At 56.5% G+C, this 19,985-nt stretch carries 21 protein-coding genes; 14 read left to right on the top strand and 7 right to left on the bottom strand.

Going from position 1 to position 19,985, the window contains the following annotated elements; genetic code table 11:
• Positions 1-4 precede the first annotated feature (4 nt).
• Complete coding sequence (locus tag K6117_RS07300) at positions 5-1,789, bottom strand: carboxypeptidase regulatory-like domain-containing protein (protein WP_221793392.1); 1,785 nt, start codon at positions 1,787-1,789, stop codon at positions 5-7.
• A gap of 405 nt (positions 1,790-2,194) precedes the next feature.
• On the opposite strand from K6117_RS07300, the gene K6117_RS07295 reads away from it, so the two are divergent.
• From K6117_RS07295 to K6117_RS07280, 4 genes are all read left to right on the top strand, one after another.
• Positions 2,195-2,737: a TetR family transcriptional regulator C-terminal domain-containing protein gene (locus K6117_RS07295; RefSeq protein WP_221793390.1), complete on the top strand. Its 543-nt coding sequence runs from the start codon at positions 2,195-2,197 to the stop codon at positions 2,735-2,737.
• Between the two features lie 291 nt (positions 2,738-3,028).
• Positions 3,029-3,661, top strand: coding sequence for a Dabb family protein (locus K6117_RS07290; RefSeq protein ID WP_221793389.1), 633 nt, complete (start codon positions 3,029-3,031; stop codon positions 3,659-3,661).
• Positions 3,662-3,685: 24 nt separating this feature from the next.
• Positions 3,686-3,991, top strand: coding sequence for a putative quinol monooxygenase (locus tag K6117_RS07285; protein WP_221793387.1), 306 nt, complete (start codon positions 3,686-3,688; stop codon positions 3,989-3,991).
• 60 nt (positions 3,992-4,051) lie between these two features.
• Positions 4,052-5,230 carry an aromatic ring-hydroxylating oxygenase subunit alpha gene (locus K6117_RS07280; RefSeq protein ID WP_221793385.1) on the top strand — a complete coding sequence of 393 codons (1,179 nt, stop codon included), beginning with the start codon at positions 4,052-4,054 and terminating at the stop codon, positions 5,228-5,230.
• A 9-nt stretch (positions 5,231-5,239) separates the two neighbouring features.
• Here the strand turns inward: K6117_RS07280 and K6117_RS07275 are convergent, their stop codons facing one another.
• The 4 genes from K6117_RS07275 to K6117_RS07260 form a co-directional block, all read right to left on the bottom strand.
• Positions 5,240-5,983 carry a TetR/AcrR family transcriptional regulator gene (locus K6117_RS07275; protein WP_246604930.1) on the bottom strand — a complete coding sequence of 248 codons (744 nt, stop codon included), beginning with the start codon at positions 5,981-5,983 and terminating at the stop codon, positions 5,240-5,242.
• 94 nt (positions 5,984-6,077) lie between these two features.
• Positions 6,078-6,905, bottom strand: coding sequence for an SDR family NAD(P)-dependent oxidoreductase (locus K6117_RS07270; RefSeq protein ID WP_221793383.1), 828 nt, complete (start codon positions 6,903-6,905; stop codon positions 6,078-6,080).
• Between the two features lie 23 nt (positions 6,906-6,928).
• A complete protein-coding gene (locus K6117_RS07265) occupies positions 6,929-7,423 on the bottom strand; it encodes a VOC family protein (protein ID WP_221793381.1) in 495 nt (164 codons plus the stop codon).
• Positions 7,420-8,796 (bottom strand): aromatic ring-hydroxylating oxygenase subunit alpha, encoded by a 1,377-nt coding sequence (locus tag K6117_RS07260; protein WP_221793379.1) that lies wholly within the window; start codon positions 8,794-8,796, stop codon positions 7,420-7,422. The genes K6117_RS07265 and K6117_RS07260 overlap by 4 nt, the downstream gene beginning before the upstream one ends.
• 220 nt (positions 8,797-9,016) lie before the next feature.
• On the opposite strand from K6117_RS07260, the gene K6117_RS07255 reads away from it, so the two are divergent.
• Genes K6117_RS07255 through K6117_RS07240 form a run of 4 tightly spaced genes read left to right on the top strand, consistent with a single transcriptional unit; the run spans position 9,017 to position 14,652 of the window.
• The gene (locus K6117_RS07255; RefSeq protein WP_246604929.1) at positions 9,017-9,484 is read left to right on the top strand and encodes an energy transducer TonB; all 468 of its coding nucleotides are present in this window, start codon (positions 9,017-9,019) and stop codon (positions 9,482-9,484) included.
• 55 nt (positions 9,485-9,539) lie between these two features.
• Positions 9,540-11,768 carry an ATP-binding SpoIIE family protein phosphatase gene (locus K6117_RS07250; RefSeq protein ID WP_221793377.1) on the top strand — a complete coding sequence of 743 codons (2,229 nt, stop codon included), beginning with the start codon at positions 9,540-9,542 and terminating at the stop codon, positions 11,766-11,768.
• Positions 11,752-12,084 (top strand): STAS domain-containing protein, encoded by a 333-nt coding sequence (locus K6117_RS07245; protein ID WP_221793376.1) that lies wholly within the window; start codon positions 11,752-11,754, stop codon positions 12,082-12,084. The genes K6117_RS07250 and K6117_RS07245 overlap by 17 nt, the downstream gene beginning before the upstream one ends.
• Positions 12,085-12,141: 57 nt before the next feature.
• On the top strand, positions 12,142-14,652 hold the full coding sequence (locus K6117_RS07240; protein ID WP_221793375.1) for a patatin-like protein: 2,511 nt from the start codon (positions 12,142-12,144) through the stop codon (positions 14,650-14,652).
• Between the two features lie 115 nt (positions 14,653-14,767).
• Here K6117_RS07240 and K6117_RS07235 read toward each other — a convergent pair whose 3' ends face one another.
• Positions 14,768-14,941, bottom strand: a complete 174-nt coding sequence (locus K6117_RS07235; RefSeq protein WP_221793374.1) for a Flp family type IVb pilin — start codon at positions 14,939-14,941, stop codon at positions 14,768-14,770.
• A 248-nt stretch (positions 14,942-15,189) separates the two neighbouring features.
• On the opposite strand from K6117_RS07235, the gene K6117_RS07230 reads away from it, so the two are divergent.
• The 5 genes from K6117_RS07230 (at position 15,190) to K6117_RS07210 (ending at position 18,245) form a co-directional block, all read left to right on the top strand.
• Positions 15,190-16,461: a dipeptidase gene (locus K6117_RS07230; protein WP_246604928.1), complete on the top strand. Its 1,272-nt coding sequence runs from the start codon at positions 15,190-15,192 to the stop codon at positions 16,459-16,461.
• Between the two features lie 52 nt (positions 16,462-16,513).
• Positions 16,514-16,918 carry a VOC family protein gene (locus tag K6117_RS07225; protein ID WP_221793373.1) on the top strand — a complete coding sequence of 135 codons (405 nt, stop codon included), beginning with the start codon at positions 16,514-16,516 and terminating at the stop codon, positions 16,916-16,918.
• 108 nt (positions 16,919-17,026) lie between these two features.
• Positions 17,027-17,494 (top strand): ferritin-like domain-containing protein, encoded by a 468-nt coding sequence (locus K6117_RS07220; RefSeq protein WP_221793372.1) that lies wholly within the window; start codon positions 17,027-17,029, stop codon positions 17,492-17,494.
• Between the two features lie 34 nt (positions 17,495-17,528).
• A complete protein-coding gene (locus tag K6117_RS07215) occupies positions 17,529-17,819 on the top strand; it encodes a hypothetical protein (protein ID WP_221793371.1) in 291 nt (96 codons plus the stop codon).
• 36 nt (positions 17,820-17,855) lie between these two features.
• Positions 17,856-18,245, top strand: a complete 390-nt coding sequence (locus K6117_RS07210) for a c-type cytochrome (RefSeq protein WP_221793370.1) — start codon at positions 17,856-17,858, stop codon at positions 18,243-18,245.
• Positions 18,246-18,254: 9 nt separating this feature from the next.
• Here the strand turns inward: K6117_RS07210 and K6117_RS07205 are convergent, their stop codons facing one another.
• On the bottom strand, positions 18,255-18,671 hold the full coding sequence (locus K6117_RS07205) for a cupredoxin domain-containing protein (RefSeq protein WP_221793369.1): 417 nt from the start codon (positions 18,669-18,671) through the stop codon (positions 18,255-18,257).
• 213 nt (positions 18,672-18,884) lie between these two features.
• On the opposite strand from K6117_RS07205, the gene K6117_RS07200 reads away from it, so the two are divergent.
• Complete coding sequence (locus tag K6117_RS07200; protein ID WP_221793368.1) at positions 18,885-19,937, top strand: NAD(P)-dependent alcohol dehydrogenase; 1,053 nt, start codon at positions 18,885-18,887, stop codon at positions 19,935-19,937.
• Positions 19,938-19,985: the final 48 nt, after the last annotated feature.

Here is a 19,985-nt window from a genome sequence, read left to right as displayed (position 1 = left end):
GCGCTCAATCCGGGATTTCGATGCGGACAAGTTGGGCAGCATTCTTGTTCGGCAACCATATGGTGGTTTTGGCAGCGCGGACATCGACCACGACCTTGCGGGCGTCATAGCTGACCGGCATCAGATATTGTACGATCTCGCCCGTCTTCGGATCGAGCCGCAGCAACCGGTCCGACCCGGTGGCCGATACCCAGATCCGGCCCTTGGCATCGGGGCGGGCATAATAAGGCGATATCCATTTCACCCCGACCGGATATTCGCGGATGACATCATTATTGAGGTCGATCACCCCGATCTTGTCGGCATAGAATTCGCCGAACCAGAAGCGGTTCTGCGGATCGCGATAACCGCGACGCGGATAGGCGATGGGCGTGGGCGTCGGAATAAACCGCGCCTTGCCGGTGTGCGCATTGGCCCGGACAATGCCCGATGGTTCCGGCGCGGTGCAGAGGAAGTCGCCATCGGCGTCCTGATCCATCATATAGCAATAGTTCAGCGGATTTTTATGCGTCGGGTCATTAGGCGCGGGCATGTCGTCGAACAGGGTGATGCCCTTCGACAATTGCCCGGTCTTGATATCGAGCCGGAATGCTTGCTCATGCCGCTTTTCACCCTCGGGCGGTGCGCCGAGGCCTGTTGCCCAGAGGCCGGTTTCACCTGGGCGCACGGGCCCAAGGAACGGGTTTTTCCAAACGACCGGCAGGTCGAATGTCTGCCATTTGCGGGTTTTCGGATTAAAGCGGGCATGTTTGGTGCCACCGATGGCGACCCAGACATTATCCTCGCCATCGACCTGAATATCCTGCACCCCGATGATGCGGTCGGTGCCGGGTGCATGGGCGGCAGGCAAGGCGTTAGGCGATGCCCATTCGCTGAACTTGCCGGTTTTCGGATCGAGCTTGCCGATGAAGTCCCAGCCGGTATTGCCATACCAGACATTGCCCTTGGAATCGACGTCGAGGTCGTGGATCACGCTCATCTCGCGCGGGATCGGGTAGACGGTCACGACCGCTTTGGTCGCCTCGCCGGTCGGGCGGGGCAGGGTTTTCAGTGGATAGGACCAATCCGTGCGTCCATTGCTCAGATTGACGGTGGAGAGCCAGTCGGCGATGGGTTTGGCATCGCGGCCAAACCATTGCAGATTTTCGGTAGGCTGTGGCGGCCAAGCGAGCTGGATACGATCGGCGGATGAATGGTCGGTTTCATAGGTCAGCATGCGCTGCATCACCGACAGGAAGTCTGTCGCGTCATGGCTGGACCGCGCGACTCGCTCCAGCGAGTGGCAAAAGGCGCAATTGACCATGTTGCGGATCATGACGTCCTTTTGGGCGTCGGTGCCGGGGAAGCTGTTGAGCCATTCGAGCGAGGTCAATTGCGAGGCGAGCGTGTCATTGTCCGTGACGGCGGTCAGCTGGAGGGGGAGCGCTGCTGGCTTGGCGCCGACTGTTACCTGTGTCGGGGCAAGTGCATAGCCGACCGCGCGGATCGTGATGTCGTATTTACCGGGCTTGAGATCTTCGCGGGCGAAACTGAAGCGTCCCTGAGCATCCGAGGTGACGGCGATCAGCACCGGGCTGTCGCTGCGCCGCGCGATGACGAGCACGCCCTCCATCGCACCTTCCTTGTCGGAGCGCACGTCTCCGACAATCGCGGTGTCGGCGCTTGGGATACCCGACTGGGCAGCATTTATCGCGGCATGCAAAAGCCGAGGCGTGAAGGGGGCGATGAGCGCGAGCGCAGCAACAGCCATCAGGCCGTGGCGCATCTTGAATCTTGTCCGGAAATTCATCGCATCTTCCCCCGTGATGATGTGTCGGGCGCATGATTATTTTGCTGCCCATGCATTTAATAATGAAACGAAAAGATACATCTTCAAACTGGTTAAAAACAGGGGCGTGCCGCTGATCCAACTGTGGAAACGGGACGGTTGTGGCTGCTACCCGCACGACCACCTTGTGACCTGACAAGGCAGTAGTTGCGTGTTGCATCTTGCTTTGTTGCGTCAACGTCGGCAGCTATATAATATGATAGCTGTCATATTAAAATGGAAGAGTGCCATGTGCCATCATGATATGGGGTGATGTACCCTATGGCTATGTTATTGAATATAAATTGTGTCGTAATCGCAAGAATATATAACTAAACGAGGGTATTGAAGGTGCCGATTGTCGTAGATCGAAAAGAGCGGCGGGAGATGGTGACGTCCATCGCGTTTGATTTGGTTGCTGAAATTGGCATTGAGCCGCTGACATTCAAAGAGATTGCGACCGCTGCCGGATATAGCACGGCTATTATTTCGAACTATTTTCATAACAAGAGCGAGCTCTTGTTCAAAGTATATGAAGTTGCGAACCTCAGGGCGCGTGATCGCATGATGGCGGCGTTTGAGGCTGGGGAATCGCTCCAGACATGCTTTGAATCGATTATGCCGATCTCGCCGGAGAGCAAGAAAAACTGGCGCGTGTGGATGAGCTTTTGGGGGCGCGTGCATCTCGATCCTTTATATGCGGCGGAACGGTCGCGCGCGGCCAAGGATTCGCTTGGTCTGTATCGGCAGATGCTTGCTTTTCGTTATGGCGATGCGCAGGGCGTGTGCAAATTCGACCTCGATACCGCGGCCTATCGCCTGTTGGCGGTGGTGGCAGGGGCATCACTGGAGGCATGCTTCGATCCGGAGGGCTGGCCGGATGAACGGTTACGGGCGCTGCTAGCCGCGGAACTCGACGCATTGAGTTGAGATAGATCGCGTCTCGTGACTCGTGCAAATCAGGGAATTTTCATAAGCTCACCTGTTACAATGGCGGGCTGACAGCTGATCTGTCATCTTCATATGATCGCCATCATAAATAAAAGCGCGTTTGAGCCGCTTGCTTGATGAGATCATATCTTCGGGCAATCTGGGGGAGGTAACGCACCGGCGGCACATGCCCGTTGGCGCATCATTGCATCCCTGCTTGGACGTGACCGGAATGCCGCCCTTTGAAAAGGCGATATAGTCGAACACGTAATGAAATAAGGAGAGATGCAAATGATCCGTCACGTCGTCATGATCAAGTTCAAGAAAGATGCCCCGCAGGACAAGATCGACACCTTTTTGACCGAGGTGAAGAAATTGTCGCATCTCAATCCCGAGGTGCGCGATTACAGCCATGGTCTGTGCGTCCGCGAACCGCGCTATCACAGCGGCGATTTCGATTTCGCCAATTGCTGCGATATCGACACCTATGAAGCGATGGAACGTTATATGTCGCATTGGTCGCATGTGCGCATGACGCCGTTCCTGCCTGACATTCTCGAAAACATGATCTCGTTCGACTGGGAAGTCGATTATTATGGCCCGGCCTTCAACGAAGAAGCCGCCAAGATCGAAGCCGAGAAGGAAACGAAGCGCGTCCTGCCGATCCATGAAGATCCGACCAAAGCCTATGTCCCGGAAATTCGTGGCCGCACCAAGGAACAGGCCAAGGAAATGCTGGCGAAGGTCGGTCTTGAACTGGGCGAAGTCGAAGAGATTCTCGGCTCGGTCTGGGCACCGAACCGCATCATGTTCGTGACGCCGGAATTCAACACCGAAGTCGCCAAGGGCACCAAGGTGAACATCGGCATTACCGGTAACTGGCTGACTGGCCCGTCGCTGCCCCATGGTCAGGCTGCCTGGTAAGTTTTTCCCTGTTTGAAGGAATAGATGATGATTTTCGTAGCAGGGTCGATGTCTGTGCAGCCTGCGCATATCGACGAATTTGAAGCCGCAGTCGCGGCGATGGTCGATGGCGTGCGCGAAGAAGACGGTTGCATCCATTATTCGCTGCTGGTCGAAAACCGCGCGGCGGGTCTGGTCAATGTGCTGGAGATGTGGGAGAGCGAGGAAAAGCTCAAGACCCACCTCCAGACCGCAGGGACGCAGGCGTTCTTTGGACGTTTCGGCCCATTGATGACCGGCATGAATGTGCAGGTTTATGATGCGCTCAATCCACGCGGCGTGCCGCTTTAAGGTCTAAACTCAAAGCCCAGCGGCGCGCTGGGCGGTCGATTTGACATAAGGGAATGCAGTATGAACAAGTTGGATGACAACCGCCGCGTCGCCGAGCAATTGGTGGAACTGGTCAAGACGGGCACCACCGATATGGCGCCCGATGTGATGCGGGTGCCTTCGGCGCATTATCTGGACCCGACCATCTGGCGGGGGGAAATCGACACGTTGTTCATGCGTCTGCCCTTGTTGGCGGGCGTTAGCGCCGAAATTCCCAATCCAGGCGACTACAAGGCCTATGATTATGTCGGTCAGCCGCTGCTGATCACGCGCCAGAAGGATGGCAGCCTGCGCGCGATGCTCAATGTCTGTAAGCATCGCGCGATGTTGCTGGCCGAAGAAGGCAGTGGCAATTGCCGCCGCTTTTCCTGCCCTTATCATGGCTGGACCTATAATGCGGATGGCAGCCTCATCGCTGTGGCCGAACGCAGCAAATTCGGTCAGGTCGAGCCTGAAGAACTGGCGCTGACCCAATTGCCAGTGTTTGAACGCCATGGCTTTATCTTTGTCGTGCTGACGCCGGGGCAGGAAGCTGATTTCGAAAACCATGTCGGGCCGATGGCCGATGACATGGCCTATTTGAATCTGGCGGGTGCGTATTTCGTCGGTACCCGTGAAATTCAGGGACCGAATTGGAAGGTCGCTTATGATGGCTATCTCGAAGGCTATCATTTCGCTGCTGCGCACCCCGAAACGATCAACCTGCGCACTTTTTCCAATGTGATGCAGTTCGATGCCTTTGGCCCGCATTTGCGCGTCGGCTATCCACAGCGTTCGATTTTGGAGCAATTGGGCAAGGTCGCACCGGAAAAATGGGGCGAATGCGAGACGGACGGCTATGATTTCGTGCGGACATTCTTCCCGAATGTCTCGATCTTCGCCGCGCCGGAAATCATCCAGATTTCCCAGATGATCCCCGGCAATACGCCAGAAGCCAGCCGGACGATCATGTATTTCCTTGGCCGCGATCCCAATCCGTCGGCGGACGAAATCGTCAAGCTGAATGAAATGGCCGACTTCCTGAGCGGCGTGGTCGAGCGTGAAGATTATGGCGCGGGTCTGAAGGTGCAGCGCGGTCTGGCTTCATCTGCGGCATCCCATGTCATTTTCGGGCGCAATGAGCTCGGCAACCAGCATTTCCACAAATGGGTCGAATATTATATGAGCAAGGACAAGAGCTTGCCGACCCCGGTACTTTGATGGCCTGATTTACGCGCTCGCTTTGTCATGAGGGTCATCAAGCCCCAGATAAGCGAGCGCCATTTCTAGCGCGGCTGCGGCAAAGCCGGGGTCGCTAAGCTGAAGTCCTTCGCCAAGCTCGCCACAATCGGGCAGCGCCGCCCATACCACCGCGCCGCGAATGATGCTGTGCAGATAGAATACCTGTTGGCGCAATGTCGCGGGGGCCCGATCAGGCAATTTGGCGATCAGCAAATCCGCGATCATCGCCGCGACTTCATCATTTGCGTTGCTTTGATCGAGATGGGTCTGGCGATCTTCCAGCCGACGGCGCTCAATCAGGCGCAATAGCCCGGCATCGGTGCGAAACGAGCTGAAGATGATGTTGACGTGCAGCGTCACCACCTCGGCAGGACTGGCCTTGAGGGTTTGTTCAGCGCTGATAAACCCCCGAATTTCCCGCATGCGCAGGGCGCGAAAGCCTTCGATAATGGTTTGAAGGATCGCTGATTTGTCGGCAAAGCGCTGATACACCGTGCCGATCGGCACGCCCGCCTCAAGCGCGATTTCATTGACCTTGGTCGCTTCAAAGCCCTTGGCCGCGAAGAGGCGCAGCGAGGCCGCGACGATGCGTTCGAGCGCCAACCGGCTGCGCTGTTGGTGCGGGATGACATAGCTGGAGGAATTGGCCAGCCAGACCGCCGGGTCCCGTTCAAACGGGAGTACGCCGAGATATGCCTTCATCTGTGCCTTATGCTGGGCTGTATCCGTCATAATTGTCCCTTATCTGCAAGGAACCCGTTGCACCAGAGGCTTTGGGGGCAGGGACGCGCCGCGATCAGTCGCATTCGTGGCGCGTCCGCGTGCGTCAATATTTCACGTTTTTCGTGAAGCCGCCATCGACGGTGAGGTTGACCCCCGTGATCCACGAGGCCCGCGCCGAGGCGAGATAGAGGACCGCGTCCGCAATCTCGTCAGGCCGACCGAAACGGCCAGCGGGATGCCGCAGGCGATTGGACTCATAATAATCGGGCATATTTTCCTGCAAAAAGCCCCAGCTGCCATCCTCGACGAAAATCGGGCCGGGGCAGACGCAATTGCAGCGGATGCCGAATTTCATGTAATCCTGCGCCAGTTGATGGGTGTAATTGATCAGCGCGGCCTTCATCGCGCCATAGCTGAGACCAGCCTCGCCAAAGGCGTGGTTCTCGATCGCGGTGATCGTCGACATCTGGACGAACGCGCCATTGCCCGCGGCCTTGAGGAAGGGGAGCGCCGTGTCGAACATCGCCACCGCCGACATCAGATCGACATTGTAATTAATGTCCCAGCCCTTGCGGCTGCGCGGGATGCCGCCCAGAGCGCTGGCGTTGGACACAACGATGTCGATCCCGCCCATGTCCTTGGCGGCCTGTTCGACCCAGGCCGTGACCTGATCGAAATAGCCGCAATCGACGACTGAGCCGAATACCGTGCCGCGCTTGGATAGCGCCGCGACCGCCTCTTCGACCCCTTCGCCGTGCAAGGGATTGGCGAAGACCTCTTCATCGCTGGGATTGGGCTGTTCGCCGCGCGCGCGACGGCCACAGAAGCTGACAATCGCGCCTTCATCCAGAAAACGTTCGACCATGCGGCGGCCCAGCCCGCGCGTCGCCGCGCTGACTATGACTTTCTTGCCCTTCAGTTCAAGATCCATGTGTCTCTCCTCGGATTATATTTTTAGATCGATGGTAGTTGATCGTTTGCGTGGATTTCGATCAATTCGAACACATTGCCGAAAAAGTCGCGGCCATAGGTCGCGGCATAGCCGGATTTGCTGCCATCGGCGGCGGTGACGATGTGGCTTGGATCGGGCGCAGTGTGAAAGCGGATGCCCGCTGCCAACATCTTGTCATAGACCGTCATGATGTCATCCACCTGCAAGCAGAAATGGGTATAGCCAAAGCGATTGACCCCCTCATTCGGATCTTGCGGGGCGGCGCGGGGCGAGAGATATTCAAACACTTCGATAAAGACATTGCCCAAACGGGCGACGAATTGCTTGCCCGCGCAGTCCTTCAATCCCACAATCGCATCGATCATGGCATTGCCTGCCTCCCATGCGACGGCGGAGATTTCTTCCGCGCCGAGCAGATCAATGTAAAATTGCCGCGCCCGATCAATGTCAGGCACCGACACCGCGATATGGTGTACGCCCTTGATATGCGACCTCACTTCTTGCCCTCCAGATATTTGTCGAGCGTGTCCTGCACATGGCGGAGACGCGATTCCTGATAGATGGACAATGTCGCCGCGCCCTTGTGGCTGGCGTACATGCCTTCACGTTGCCAACGCATGATGTCGGTATCCTGATCGAGCACGCTGGCGAGGAACGGGTCCATGCCTTCGACGCTGGCAAAGGCTTCATCTTCGCCGATTTCAATCAGTTCCCCGACATCGAATGCACCATTATTGGCGGGCTTGGGCCTTAGCACCATCTGGTCGAAGATCGACTTGTCCGGATCATGGCCATCGGGTCGGAACAGCTGGATCAGCGCCAGCCCCGGTGCGGGGTAGAAGGCCACATTCGGGAAGACGTTGTATTTCAGCGAGTCGATCATTTCCGGCACGGAGAATTTGGAATAATCCAGACCATAATCGGCCAGCATCTGCGCCTTTACCTGTTCGGCCATGACCCAGCGCGCGGTCTTGCCCTCTGGCACCAATGTGCGTTCGCCGACAATCGACCCATCGCCGACCAGCATGGAATCGAGCAATGCCTGCTGGCTCATTTCCATCGTCGATGTCGGGCTGGGCGTTGCCATGGCGCACAGGTCGCGGCTGATATGATCGCTGAAAATATCGTGCTGCATATTGTGGTCGCCGACCACATGGGTCATTTCAGGATGAACATAGGGCGTGTGATACGCCTCCATGAACGCATCCTGCGCCAGCTTCCAATTGCCGGGCAAATGCTTGCGGACATGGGTGTGGACATACCAGCCGGTCAGATCCCAATTGCGGAAATGTTCGGGCAGGACTTCGAGATAGTCCAACAGGCTGGGCGCTTCCTTGTCGAAATTGATGAAGACAAAGCCGTTCCAGCTTTCGACCCGGACTTCCGGCAGACAGGCCTTGGCGCGGTCGAGTTGCGGGAATTCCCATTCGCATGGGATATTCTTGACCGTGCCTTCGAGATTCCATTCCCATGCATGATAAGGGCAGCGCAATGAAGGCGCCCAACCGGCATCGCCCGATGGCTTCAGCTTGGTGCCGCGATGCAGGCAGCTGTTGTAATAGCCTTTGAGGCCGTTTTCCGTGCGGACGATGACAATCGACAGCCGCGCCAGATCATAGACATAATAATCGCCGACTTCGGCCACATGTTCATCACGGCAGGCGAATTGCCATACCCGCTTCCACATATGTTCGATTTCGCGGTTGAAGAAATCAGGGCTGGTGTAACGGTCGAACGGGATGTCGCGCAGATTTTGATCGGGGTTCGATTGCGCCTTCAGCACCTCCGGCAAGGCGCCATCGCGCTGCGCGATGTCCTGCCATGTGTTGTCGGGATAATGCGCACGCACCAGCGCCTGAATGTCATTCATTTTTCCGCTCCTCCGGGAGAATCACCTTGTCTGGCGTTCAATCCATGCGGTTAAATATGAACCATCGCTCATATTTGTCAATGGGCCATATTCGCGTTGTTGCGTGCGCCTCATGCCCTTGAATTTACTTCATCCCATCTTACGTCTTTTGTGTTAGACTTCATTAAACCCGTCTGTGCGAGCGGGTACGAAGATGCGTCATACCGGGCAGCAATTGTTCATGGAGAACAAGATGCAATCTATGCGGTATTACATTGCTCTGGCCCCTTTTTGGTGCCGAAGGCTGTTGCATCCAGCAGGTTTGGTCCTGGCGGTGGCGCTGATTATTGGCGGATTGAATATCGGCCTTGCGCCCGGTGTTGATGCCCAGCCCAACAAGCCTGCCGCATCTGGCCCTGCTGGCGTGTACATCCCAGCCGTTCCCTTTCGCAACCGCAACAGATTTCCACCCTATCCGCATGATTCTTTCGAATTAGGCGAGGAAGGGACGGTATCGCTCAAGCTTATCGTATCGGCAAATGGTCGGGTCAGCGACATCAAGGTGGTGAAATCCAGCGGCAGTTCAAGGCTCGATCGCGCGGCTGCCATCTGGATCCAGTCGCGCTGGCGTTACCATCCTGCCATGCTCAATGGGACGCCGGTCGCCTCGACCGTTGCGTTCAAAGTGTCCTTTGTCCTCAAGAAGTAAATGGGCGTGGCGTATGGCGTGCTTTGAAAATTAAAATCAACCCTGAGTGCAAACAATGAACAGCCATCCCGCACTTGAAATATCGGAACCTGTCGTCGTCAACGATGTTGTCTCGGCCAACCCCCGGATTATCTGGTGGCTGAAGGCGATATCGCTGGCGATCAGCGTGTTGGCGATGACGGTCGGCGGTCTGGTGGTGATTGGTGGATTGCTGGATGTCATCTGGTTGAAAAACCTCCTCACCGGGCAGGAAACGGCATCCCCCAACGCTGCTATCGGGATTGGGCTGACTGGCGTCGCCTTGTGGCAATTGCAGGATCAGGGGTCTGATACCAATGAAGTGCAGTTGAAGTCGCAACTGTGGCTGGCAAAGCTATGCGCGATTGGCGCGGCCATGATCGGCATGATCACCATCTCCGAATATATTTTCGATCTGGATTTAGGGGTCGACCATCTGTTGTTTGACGAGCCGCAAGCCTCTGTCGGAACAACGATGATGGATCGCATGGCCCCCGGCACTGCCCTCAGTCTGGTGATCCTTGGTGGCGCGTTGCTGCAAATGAGCAGGCGGAAGGCGCATTGGTCGACGCAGGTGCTGGCGCTGGCGGTCGGCTGGATCGCGTTTCTGGCGTGTCTCGGGCATCTTTACGGGGCGGAATTGCTCTATGGCGTTGTGTGTATCGGCGGGGATTGCGAGGCGACGAGCAACCTGCCGCGTTATGCGGCGGTGGCCCTGCCGACCGCGTTGATGCTGGGGCTGCTCGCTTATGGCTTACTCGCGAGTAGGCCGCATGACGGCCTGATGAAAATCATCAGCTCTGACAGCACTGGCGGTCTGGTCGCGCGGCGGATCTTGCCAGCGGCCATCATCTTTCCGACAGGTTTCGGCTGGTTGAACGTGTCGTTGCTGGACACGGATTTCATCCAGCCAGACCTTGGCGCGGCACTGGTGGCGGGCATCGACGTGATTGCCGTGGGCGGCGTGCTGTGGTGGAGTTCTTGGTCACTGTACCGGATCGATGTGCAGCGCCGCCAGACGGAACGGGAACTGGCGCAAGTCCGCGAACGGGAAATCGAGATCGGCTATCGCATTCAGCGTACCTTGTTGTTCGATTATCCGCCGCATGATTTGCCATGGGCGCGCTTTGCGGCGCTCACGATCCCGTCCGACCGCATCGACGGCGATTTCTTCGACTTTCTCATCCATACGGATCGACAGATTGATGTCATCCTTGGTGATGTGATGGGCAAAGGCGTGCCTGCCGCTTTGTTGGGCGCGGCGACCAAGACGCACTTGCTCCGCGCGTTCAGCCATTTGATCGCGATTGGCAATGATCGCGCGGCGCTGCCGGAGCCGAAAGACATCATCACCCTCGCCAATTCCCATATCGCCAATGAGTTGATTGCGCTCGAAAGTTTCGTGACCGTTTGTTACGCACGGTTCGATCTGGATCGTGATCGTCTGATCTTTGTCGATTGCGGCCATACCCATACGATCCATTATCAACAGCAGAGCGGGACTTGTGTCCTGCTATCGGGCGAAAATATGCCGCTTGGTCTCGATGCCCATGAAATCTACACCCAATATGAAATCCAGATCATGCCCGGCGATCTGTTGGTGTTCTATTCGGATGGCGTGACCGAGGCCCGCAATCGCACGGGCGAGTTGTTCGGCGTCGAACGGCTGATCGATCTGGTGCAGACCCATGCCGATCTTGACCCTGAAGAACTGACCAAGCGCCTGCGCGCGGCGGTCGAGGGCTTTTCCGGCTCCGGCAATTTTGCGGACGATCTGACCTGCGTCTCGGTGAAGCTGAAGGAGCATCGTTTGCCCGGGCCATTGCGCCGCGCGGAACTGGCGATCTCCAGCGATCTCAAGGAATTGGCGACGGCCCGCGACTTTGTCGAGCAAATGGCGAGCAAGGGCGTGCTGAGCGAGGACAAGGTCAGCAGCCTGAAACGGGCGGTGTCGGAGGCCGCGAGCAATATCATCATTCACGCCTATGATCGCAGGCCGGATCGCCGGATTGAACTGGATGTCGAGGTGTTTGCCGACCGCGTCGTGGTGCGGCTGCATCATCTGGGCATGAGTTTCGACCCGGCACAAGTCTCGGCCCCGAAATTCGACGGATCGCAAGAAGGGGGATTTGGCATCTATATCATCGCCCAATCCGTTGATGAAGTGCGCTATTATGTCGACGACCGTGGGCGGAACTGCATCGCGCTCGTCAAATGGGCGGATCAGCCGGATGAAAGGAGGAGTCACGATGGAAGTGACATCTGAATTGGTCGGCAATGTCCATATTGTCACCCTGAATGGCGAATTGGATGCGAGCAACGTCAATTATTTCAAGGAGATGGTGCTGCCATTATTGACCTCGCCAATCAAGCTGTTGATTGATTTGTCGGGTATCCGGTTTATCGACAGTTCCGGCATGGGCGCGATGATTTCATGTCAGCGCCATGCAGCGGCGGTGGGTGGTCGATTGAAATTGTGCGGCCTGTCGCCCGTTGTCCGCGCGGCGTTTGAACTGCTGCGTCTTCAGGCTATTCTGGACATCAACAATACGCGCGAAGAGGCGCTGCAAAGTTTTGCGTAAAGGGTCCAAGGAATAGTTCGGCATATATAATCAAATCATATTGATGAGGGGAATATCGTGTCGGATGCGCCATCCATTCCACAGATCAAGGAGAAAGACCTTCGGCTGGCAATGGTATGTTATGGCGGGATTTCGCTAGCGATTTATCAACATGGGATCACCAAGGAGATCCTCAAGCTGGTTCGCGCCTCCAAAGCCTATCACAGCGATCTGGGCGATGATGAGAAAACCCATCCGGCGCGCAGTTTTCAATCGGTTGTCGGCGATAGCCCGGAATATAATACCGAAGCGGTCTATTTCGATCTGTTAAAGGCGATTGGCCGCCAAAATCTCGATCTCAGAGTCATTGTCGATGTGATCGCCGGTTCATCTGCCGGGGGGATCAACGGGGTCGTGCTGGCCCGCGCCCTTGCCCATGATCTGCCGATCGAGCCGTTGACCGATATGTGGATCACCGAGGCCGATATTGCCCGTGTGCTGGATATGAAGGCCAAGGCGCGGTTCTGGAATAAATGGTATTTGCGGCCCTTTATCGGCCCGTTGATCTGGCTCTTGTCCAAGCGGCGGTTGATGCCGTTCGTGCCGGACCGGGAAACGCGGAAAAAACTGTCTTTGTTCCTGCGGTCGCGCTGGTTTCAGCCGCCATTGGATGGACCGGGATTTTGTAATTTGCTGCTCGATGCGCTGGGCGCGATGGGGGAACCGCGCTTCAGCACGGCATCTTTGCTGCCTGCGGGGCACCGGCTTGACCTGTTGGTGACCGTGACCGATTTCTATGGCACCGAACGCTCGATCTATATTCATGACCCGCCGATTGTGCGGGAGCGTGAGCATGGGCATATTTTTCGCTTCGCCTTTGAACAATTCAAAGGCGGGGCGGTGCAAAGCGACTTTGATTCTTACAACCTCCCGTCTTTGGCCTTTGCGGCGCGGGCGACAGCCTCATTTCCGGGGGCATTTCCGCCGGTGCAAATCCACGAAATGGATGCGGCGCTGGCGGCGCGGCGGCAATCATGGCCCGCACGAGAGCAGTTTCTACGGACCAACTTCCGCCATTATCTGTCTTTCAACATGAACCCGGAAAGTGCCGTTTTCGTCGATGGCAGCATCCTCAACAACAAGCCCGTGTTCGAGGCAATGGAGGCGGCCAGCGCACATCCGGCCTTTCGTGAGGTGGACCGGCGGCTGGTCTATATCGATCCCCATCCAGGCAAGGCGCTCAGGTCACGGCTGGGCGTCATGCCCGGCTTTATCCCGACCATCACTGGGGCCTTATCCGATCTGCCGCGGTACGAGCCGATCTTTAACGAACTGTCGCGGATCGAAGTCTTCAATGCCAATATCGGCCGGTTGAAAGAGGCGTTCGATTCCGCGACCCCGCGCGTGTTGAAGATGGTCGATGGTGTGGCCGGGGAAGGGCTGAATCAAGTGGCCGATGCGCCCCAGATCCGTCAATGGCGATTGCAAATGGCGCATTGCGTCAGCGCGCAAACCGCTCTGTTATACAATAATTACATGCAATTGATGATCGGCGCAGGGCTGGATTATCTTACCCGGTTGATCTGCGCCATTTGCACTTATCCGATCGGGTCGGCCCGCGCCCATTGGGTGGCAAAGATGTTGCGCCTATGGGCGAGGCAGACCGAGATATATCGCAGTTGTTATGAGGTGCCGGCGCAACTGGCCGATGATGCCGCCCTGCCAAGCTTCTTGCGGTTTGTCAGCAGTTTTGACCTGAGCTTTCGCCATCGGCGCATCCAATCGGTGATGCGCGCGATCAATCGCCTGCACCAGAGATCTAGCGAGGTGGATGACGTAACCCGGTTGCGGGCCGCGCTTGATGCCCTGAAACGGCGATTATATCGGCAAGCAGGGGCAATGCGCGCTTATCACAAGCATGATTTTCTGCGCGGCCAGACGGTGTCGCATACACGCGATCTGTTTAGTCGCAACCAATTTGTCTCGCCGATAGATGACCTTCCCGAAGTGTCGGAATTCGTCACGTTCAACCGCAATGAAATCAGCGCGATCATCGAACAAATCGGTCTGGAATGCGATTTTGCGCGATTTACCCATGAAACCGATGAAATCATGGGGTCAATCGATGTGCAGGGGATTGATCCGCTGTTGCGCCGTGAATTGCTCGTGACCTATTTGGGGTTCGATGTCTGGGATATGGTGTCTTTCCCGATGATCAGCATGCAAGACCCGCATGAAGCGCTGCAATTGACTGAGCTGCATGAAATTATCGTCGATCGAATCAGCCCGGATGATGCAACCATTTTTGCCAGTAACGAATCGGTGTTGAAAGGCGGGGGCTTTGGCGGTTTCGCCGGATTTTTCAGCCATGCTGCGCGCGAAAATGACTATCTATTGGGACGACTCCATGCCGTGGATCGGTTGATGGACATATTGGCGAGTTCGGTCGCACAGGATTTGCCCGACGGCATCGACATGCGTCCCTTCAAAAAACGCGCCTTTGACATCATCCTGCGTGAAGAGGCGAAGCGGCTGCCGAATATGGCGGGCCTGATTGCCGATCTGCAGAAAAAGGTCGAGGATTTATAGGGTCAAGGCCTGTTGGATGGCTAGGTTGCTGCAATTTATGCATAAAAATAGGGCCGAAACATCATGTTTCGACCCCATTTTTTTGCGTTTTGATAAACTTGGATAAATGCGCCGATTAAGCGGCAGCAGCACCCAGGTTGGTCGAGACGTTGTTGAAGGTCTTCGACAGATTGTTGCCAAGGCTCTGCATCGCAGTGATGGCAGCAACAGCGATCAGTGCCGCAATCAGGCCATATTCAATAGCCGTTGCGCCCTTATTGTTCTTCAACATTTTGCGAATGAATTTCATGTGATGGCTCCCAGTTCCAAAGTGTCAGTCAAGCTGAAATCCGCACCTTGCTTAAGGGCTTGGATTAAGTTGAACCTAGATTATGAAAGTTGATAAATTATTAAATTTAAACATTCTCGCCGGGGGTGGTGATGGGGGCCTTGTCGTCGATCTTTTCACGCTGCCTTGCAGGAAATGCGGTTGTCGGCGACAGTCGCTGTCATAGGCTGAAGCTTGGAATGTGACGCGCAAGGGAAGTGCATGTGTCGATGATGAAGAAGAAACTTGCGCGCGCCTTCATGCTGGTGTTGGCGGCACAATTGCCGGTACATGCGCAGGCAGATGCGCAGGCTGACATTGGCGCTGGCACGAAAGCGAGCGCGCGGTCGGTGGCGATACATCGGCGCTTGCTTACGCTCGACACCCATCTTGATACGCCCATTCATTTTACCCGTCCCGGTTGGGACTTTGCGGATCGCCACCAACTGGCCAGCGATCCATCGCAGGTCGATCTCCCTCGGATGAAGCGTGGCGCGCTTGATGGCGGTTTTTTCGTCATCTACACCCCGCAAGGCGCGCGCACGCCGGAAGCGACCGCCAAGGCGCGCGATCATGCGTTGGTCCGCGCAGTAGAAATCCACGAGATGGCGGCGCGGTTGCATGACAAGGTCGCGCTGGCGACGCGGGCGGACGATGCCGCCAGCATTGCGGCGCAGGACATGGCCGTCATCTATCAAAGCATTGAAAACGCCTATCCGCTGTCCGGTGATCTGGGCTTGCTCGACAGTTTTTACGCATTGGGTGTGCGGATGGTCGGGCTTGTCCATTTCCGCAATAATGACTTTGGCGATAGCTCGACCGATCCCAAAGGGGCGGAGTGGCACGGGTTAAGCCCATTAGGTCGCCAATTGGTCGCGCGGGCCAATGCGCTGGGCATGATCCTTGATGCCAGCCATGCCTCGGATGATGTGCTGGATCAAATGCTTGACCTCTCGAAAGCGCCGATCATCCTGTCCCATTCCGGTTGCGAGGGCGTGTACGACCATCCGCGCAATGTCGATGATCCCCGGTTGAAGCGGCTGGCGGCCAAGGGTGGGGTTATTCAGATCAACAGCTTTGGCGCCTATCTTGCGGCAAGCGGTCCCAATCCCGAACGCGATGCCGCGCTCAATCAACTCAATCTGCAATATGGTGATCATCATGCGATGACGCCGACCCAAACCGCGCAATTTGTCGCGGCGCGTGCGGCGATCTTGCGGCGCTATCCGGGTTTTGAACGCAGCTACGCCCAGTTCGCAGCGCATCTGATCCATGCGTTACAGGTGCTTGGGACGGATCATGTCGGCATAGGGCTTGATTGGGATGGCGGTGGCGGCGTGATCGGCATGGCGGATGTGACGGCCATTCCGCGTATTACCCAGACGCTGCTTGACGCGGGCTATACTGAAGGCGACATAGCCAAGATCTGGGGCGGCAATGTGTTGCGTGTGATGAAGGCGGTAGAGGCCGTGGCCGATACCAATAGTACACCGGCCAGTTAATCCCCGGTTTTCATCAAGCCCGGTGGCGCAGTTTTAAGGATGGGGAAAGCCAATGGGCGTGGATACGATTGATCATGTGAATATCCGCACGGCTGATGTGGTGGGCACGGCGCAGTTTTTCGCCGATGTGCTGGGCATGGACATTCAACCATCCCCCGGTTGTGCTGATCGCAACAAGGCCGCATGGATATGCGATGCGGCAGGGCAAGCCGTCATCCATCTCGCCGCCGTCGAATTGCTCTACCCATGGGAAGAGAGCGCCTCGCTTGCGGCATCGGGGAGTGCGCGCATCCATCATGTCGCGCTCAAATGCAGTGGCTATGAAGAGATGGTGCAGCGCTTAACTGCACAGCAACGGGTGTTTCATGCCAATGATCTGCCCCAGATCGGGCTGCGGCAGATTTTCATCGAAGACACCAATGGGATCATGCTGGAGCTGAATTTTTTCGGCGCATAACTAAGGGATGATAGCGCTTCTACTGCGGCCTATAAGGGAGTATATTTTAGCTTCGAGGCGACTCTGCTTCTCGGGCTGATTTAGTCGCTTCCCGATAGGAGGTAGGCTATGGCCAGCTACGATAGAGAGCAGGTGGTTGCGATCCTGAATAATATCCTTGAACAGGAATTGGCGGGTGTCGTGCGCTACACCCATTATTCGCTTCTGATCTTCGGACATAATCGCATTCCCATCGTATCTTGGTTGCGCGCGCAGGCGATGGAATCATTGCGCCATGCGGAACAGGCGGGGGAGATGATTACCCATCTTGGCGCGTATCCCTCGCTTGAAATAGGCGCGTTGCTGGACAGCCATCGCACCGATGTCACGATGATCCTGCGGGAAGCACTCGAATCCGAGGGGCGGGCTTTGGCATTATACGCGGCGCTATTGGATGCGGTGGCGGGCAAATCGGTGATGCTGGAAGAATATGCCCGCACGATGATTATGGCCGAAGAGCTGCATGCGGGCGAGGTCGACAAGATGCTGCGCACGCCCGGCCAGATCAAGGATAGCGGCTTAAGGGCCAAGGGTTAGAGCCGGGGAGCAATTCGCTCCATAGGAGGGTGTGATGACGATCAAATCTCTCTCGATTGAAGACTGCGAACAGGCGCTGCTTGATCCGGCATCGGTGTTCGCCTGCCCCGGCGATGTCGTGGCGGCGCAAGGTATTACCGACAGCCGCAAAATCGATATCTTGCGGCGTTGGGAATATGATGTGCGCGAACAGGAAGTCGCGCAGGAAGAAAATATGGCCGGGGATGTGCCGGTGACCCTGTCCCATGTGCTGGATGCGCTGCATGCGCTGGGTGCGGCGGCGGGACATCATCATGAATCTCCGACCAAGCAAGGGGGGGAATGAACGCGTTTACCTGCATATTCCTTGAGGAGAGACGCAATGAAACACGCCCTTTCTTTTGTTCTGATCTCCCTTTCCATGTCGCTGGCGATGCCATTGAGCGCGCAAACACCGGTGCAGGGCAAGACCTTGTTTCTCATGCGTTGCGCATCATGCCATGTCCCGCCTGATGCGCCGGTACAGGCCACGCGCGTCGGTCCGTCATTGCGCGGGGTCGTGGGGCGGAAATCCGGCACGCTTGCGACTTTCCCCCGATACACAAGGGCGATGAAGGCCTATGGGCAGGTCTGGACCCCGGCGGCGCTGGATCGTTACCTCAATGCGCCGCAACAGGTGGTCAAAGGGACGGCGATGTCCTTTCCCGGCCTGAAAAAACCGCAGGAGCGTGCTGCTGTCATCGCCTATCTCAAGGCGAATTCGACGCGTTGATGGGGCGGGTCAGCGGATAGAAATGCGGCCTTTCATACCAAAGCCCGAATGGAGAAAATGGCTGCATTTGAGCTTGTACGTGCCGGGCGTCATCGCGATGAACGCCAATTCTATTTCTGCGCCCTTGGCCACCTCGATCTTGCCATTGCGCACGATATTCTGGCTAACTGGATTGATTGATACGGCTTCAAAAAAGGCCTTTGCCGAAAAATTATGCCCACCCGATCCACGGTTGATGAGGTGCAGCACATAGGGCTGGCCCGTGCGCAACTCGAACATGGACGGCGTGAAGGAAAAATCCTTGAGCACGACAATGAGCGTTTCCGCTTTGGATGTCGCCGCTTCCTGTGTGTTTGTTTGCGCGGCTGTGGCCGTGGTTGACGCGAGGCATGAAGCCATCAGCAAGGTGAAGATCGATCTTGGCATGGCCTTCAATCCTTATCCCCAATAAAGCTGAATAATATCATATTTGGATGGTCACGTATATGCGCGCACATGGCGGATGCAGGTGCTTATTGGTGGCTGTCTCGACAAAAAAAGCAGTCGCAAAAAGGCCGCGTCTTACGTAGACCCGATTTTCCGGGCGTGATCCCTGTTCGCTGCCCATCCAAATTATCCAATTTCAACTGGAGCCTGTCGATGATTGTCAAAGCCTATGGCGCTTATGCTGGTGATAAGCCCCTTGAACCGATGGACATTGAACGCCGCGCGCCGGGAGCCGAGGACGTTGAAATTGCCATCGCTTTTTGCGGGGTCTGCCATTCCGATCTGCATCAGGTCCGCGCCGAATGGGCGGGGACACTTTACCCCTGCGTGCCGGGTCATGAAATCGTCGGCCATGTGACGGCGGTCGGCGCGCATGTTGACGGTTTCAAGGTCGGCGACATGGTGGGTGTCGGCTGCATCGTCGATAGCTGCCGCCATTGTAACCCTTGTGATGAGGGGATGGAGCAATTTTGCGAAAAAGGCCTGACCGGCACCTATAACAGCGTGGTGGCGGATGCGCCGGGCCATACGCTTGGCGGCTATTCGGAGCGGATCGTCGTCAATGGCAAATATGTACTGAAAATCAGCCACAAGGAAGAAGATCTTGCGGCTGTTGCGCCATTGCTGTGCGCGGGCATCACCACTTATTCGCCGCTGCGTCATTGGCAGGTCGGCCCCGGCAAGAAGGTCGGCGTGGTCGGCATTGGCGGGCTTGGCCATATGGGTGTCAAGCTTGCCCATGCGATGGGCGCGCATGTCGTCGCCTTCACCACCTCGGAGTCCAAGCGTCAGGCCGCGATTGATCTGGGTGCGGATGAGGTTGTCGTCTCTACCAACCGGGATGAAATGAAGGCGCATGCGGGCAGCTTCGACTTCATCCTCAACACCGTCGCCGCAAGCCATGACCTCAATCCGTTTCTGATCCTGCTCAAGCGCGACAGCACCATGTGCCTGGTCGGCGCGCCGGAGCATCAGCATCCGTCGCCCAATGTCATGTTGCTGCTTTTTGGCCGCAAGTCGATTGCCGGTTCCTTGATCGGCGGCATCGCGGAGACGCAGGAAATGCTCGATTTCTGTGCCGAAAAGAACATTGTCTCCGACATTGAGATGATCCCGATCCAGCAGATCGACGCAGCCTATGATCGGTTGGTGAAGAGCGATGTCAAATATCGCTTCGTGATCGACAACGCATCGCTGCGCGCCTGAAAATGCGGATGATCGGGTGGTAGTCGCGAATATGTTGATAGACATTGG

The sequence above is a fragment of the Alteraquisediminimonas sediminicola genome, assembly GCF_019740335.1.
GTDB classification, from domain to species: domain Bacteria; phylum Pseudomonadota; class Alphaproteobacteria; order Sphingomonadales; family Sphingomonadaceae; genus Alteraquisediminimonas; species Alteraquisediminimonas sediminicola.
Note: the sequence above shows the minus strand (reverse complement) of the source record. Positions and strands in the feature narration are given on the sequence as shown.

Excerpts from the sequence above, each read along its gene's own strand:
- K6117_RS07300 (WP_221793392.1), bottom strand. The coding sequence starts at position 1,789 with ATGAATTTCCGGACAAGATTCAAGATGCGCCACGGCCTGATGGCTGTT.
- K6117_RS07295 (WP_221793390.1), top strand. The coding sequence starts at position 2,195 with ATGGTGACGTCCATCGCGTTTGATTTGGTTGCTGAAATTGGCATTGAG.
- K6117_RS07290 (WP_221793389.1), top strand. The coding sequence starts at position 3,029 with ATGATCCGTCACGTCGTCATGATCAAGTTCAAGAAAGATGCCCCGCAG.
- K6117_RS07285 (WP_221793387.1), top strand. The coding sequence starts at position 3,686 with ATGATGATTTTCGTAGCAGGGTCGATGTCTGTGCAGCCTGCGCATATC.
- K6117_RS07280 (WP_221793385.1), top strand. The coding sequence starts at position 4,052 with ATGAACAAGTTGGATGACAACCGCCGCGTCGCCGAGCAATTGGTGGAA.
- K6117_RS07275 (WP_246604930.1), bottom strand. The coding sequence starts at position 5,983 with ATGACGGATACAGCCCAGCATAAGGCACAGATGAAGGCATATCTCGGC.
- K6117_RS07270 (WP_221793383.1), bottom strand. The coding sequence starts at position 6,905 with ATGGATCTTGAACTGAAGGGCAAGAAAGTCATAGTCAGCGCGGCGACG.
- K6117_RS07260 (WP_221793379.1), bottom strand. The coding sequence starts at position 8,796 with ATGAATGACATTCAGGCGCTGGTGCGTGCGCATTATCCCGACAACACA.
- K6117_RS07255 (WP_246604929.1), top strand. The coding sequence starts at position 9,017 with ATGGAGAACAAGATGCAATCTATGCGGTATTACATTGCTCTGGCCCCT.
- K6117_RS07250 (WP_221793377.1), top strand. The coding sequence starts at position 9,540 with ATGAACAGCCATCCCGCACTTGAAATATCGGAACCTGTCGTCGTCAAC.
- K6117_RS07245 (WP_221793376.1), top strand. The coding sequence starts at position 11,752 with ATGGAAGTGACATCTGAATTGGTCGGCAATGTCCATATTGTCACCCTG.
- K6117_RS07235 (WP_221793374.1), bottom strand. The coding sequence starts at position 14,941 with ATGAAATTCATTCGCAAAATGTTGAAGAACAATAAGGGCGCAACGGCT.
- K6117_RS07230 (WP_246604928.1), top strand. The coding sequence starts at position 15,190 with ATGATGAAGAAGAAACTTGCGCGCGCCTTCATGCTGGTGTTGGCGGCA.
- K6117_RS07225 (WP_221793373.1), top strand. The coding sequence starts at position 16,514 with ATGGGCGTGGATACGATTGATCATGTGAATATCCGCACGGCTGATGTG.
- K6117_RS07220 (WP_221793372.1), top strand. The coding sequence starts at position 17,027 with ATGGCCAGCTACGATAGAGAGCAGGTGGTTGCGATCCTGAATAATATC.
- K6117_RS07215 (WP_221793371.1), top strand. The coding sequence starts at position 17,529 with ATGACGATCAAATCTCTCTCGATTGAAGACTGCGAACAGGCGCTGCTT.
- K6117_RS07210 (WP_221793370.1), top strand. The coding sequence starts at position 17,856 with ATGAAACACGCCCTTTCTTTTGTTCTGATCTCCCTTTCCATGTCGCTG.
- K6117_RS07205 (WP_221793369.1), bottom strand. The coding sequence starts at position 18,671 with ATGCCAAGATCGATCTTCACCTTGCTGATGGCTTCATGCCTCGCGTCA.
- K6117_RS07200 (WP_221793368.1), top strand. The coding sequence starts at position 18,885 with ATGATTGTCAAAGCCTATGGCGCTTATGCTGGTGATAAGCCCCTTGAA.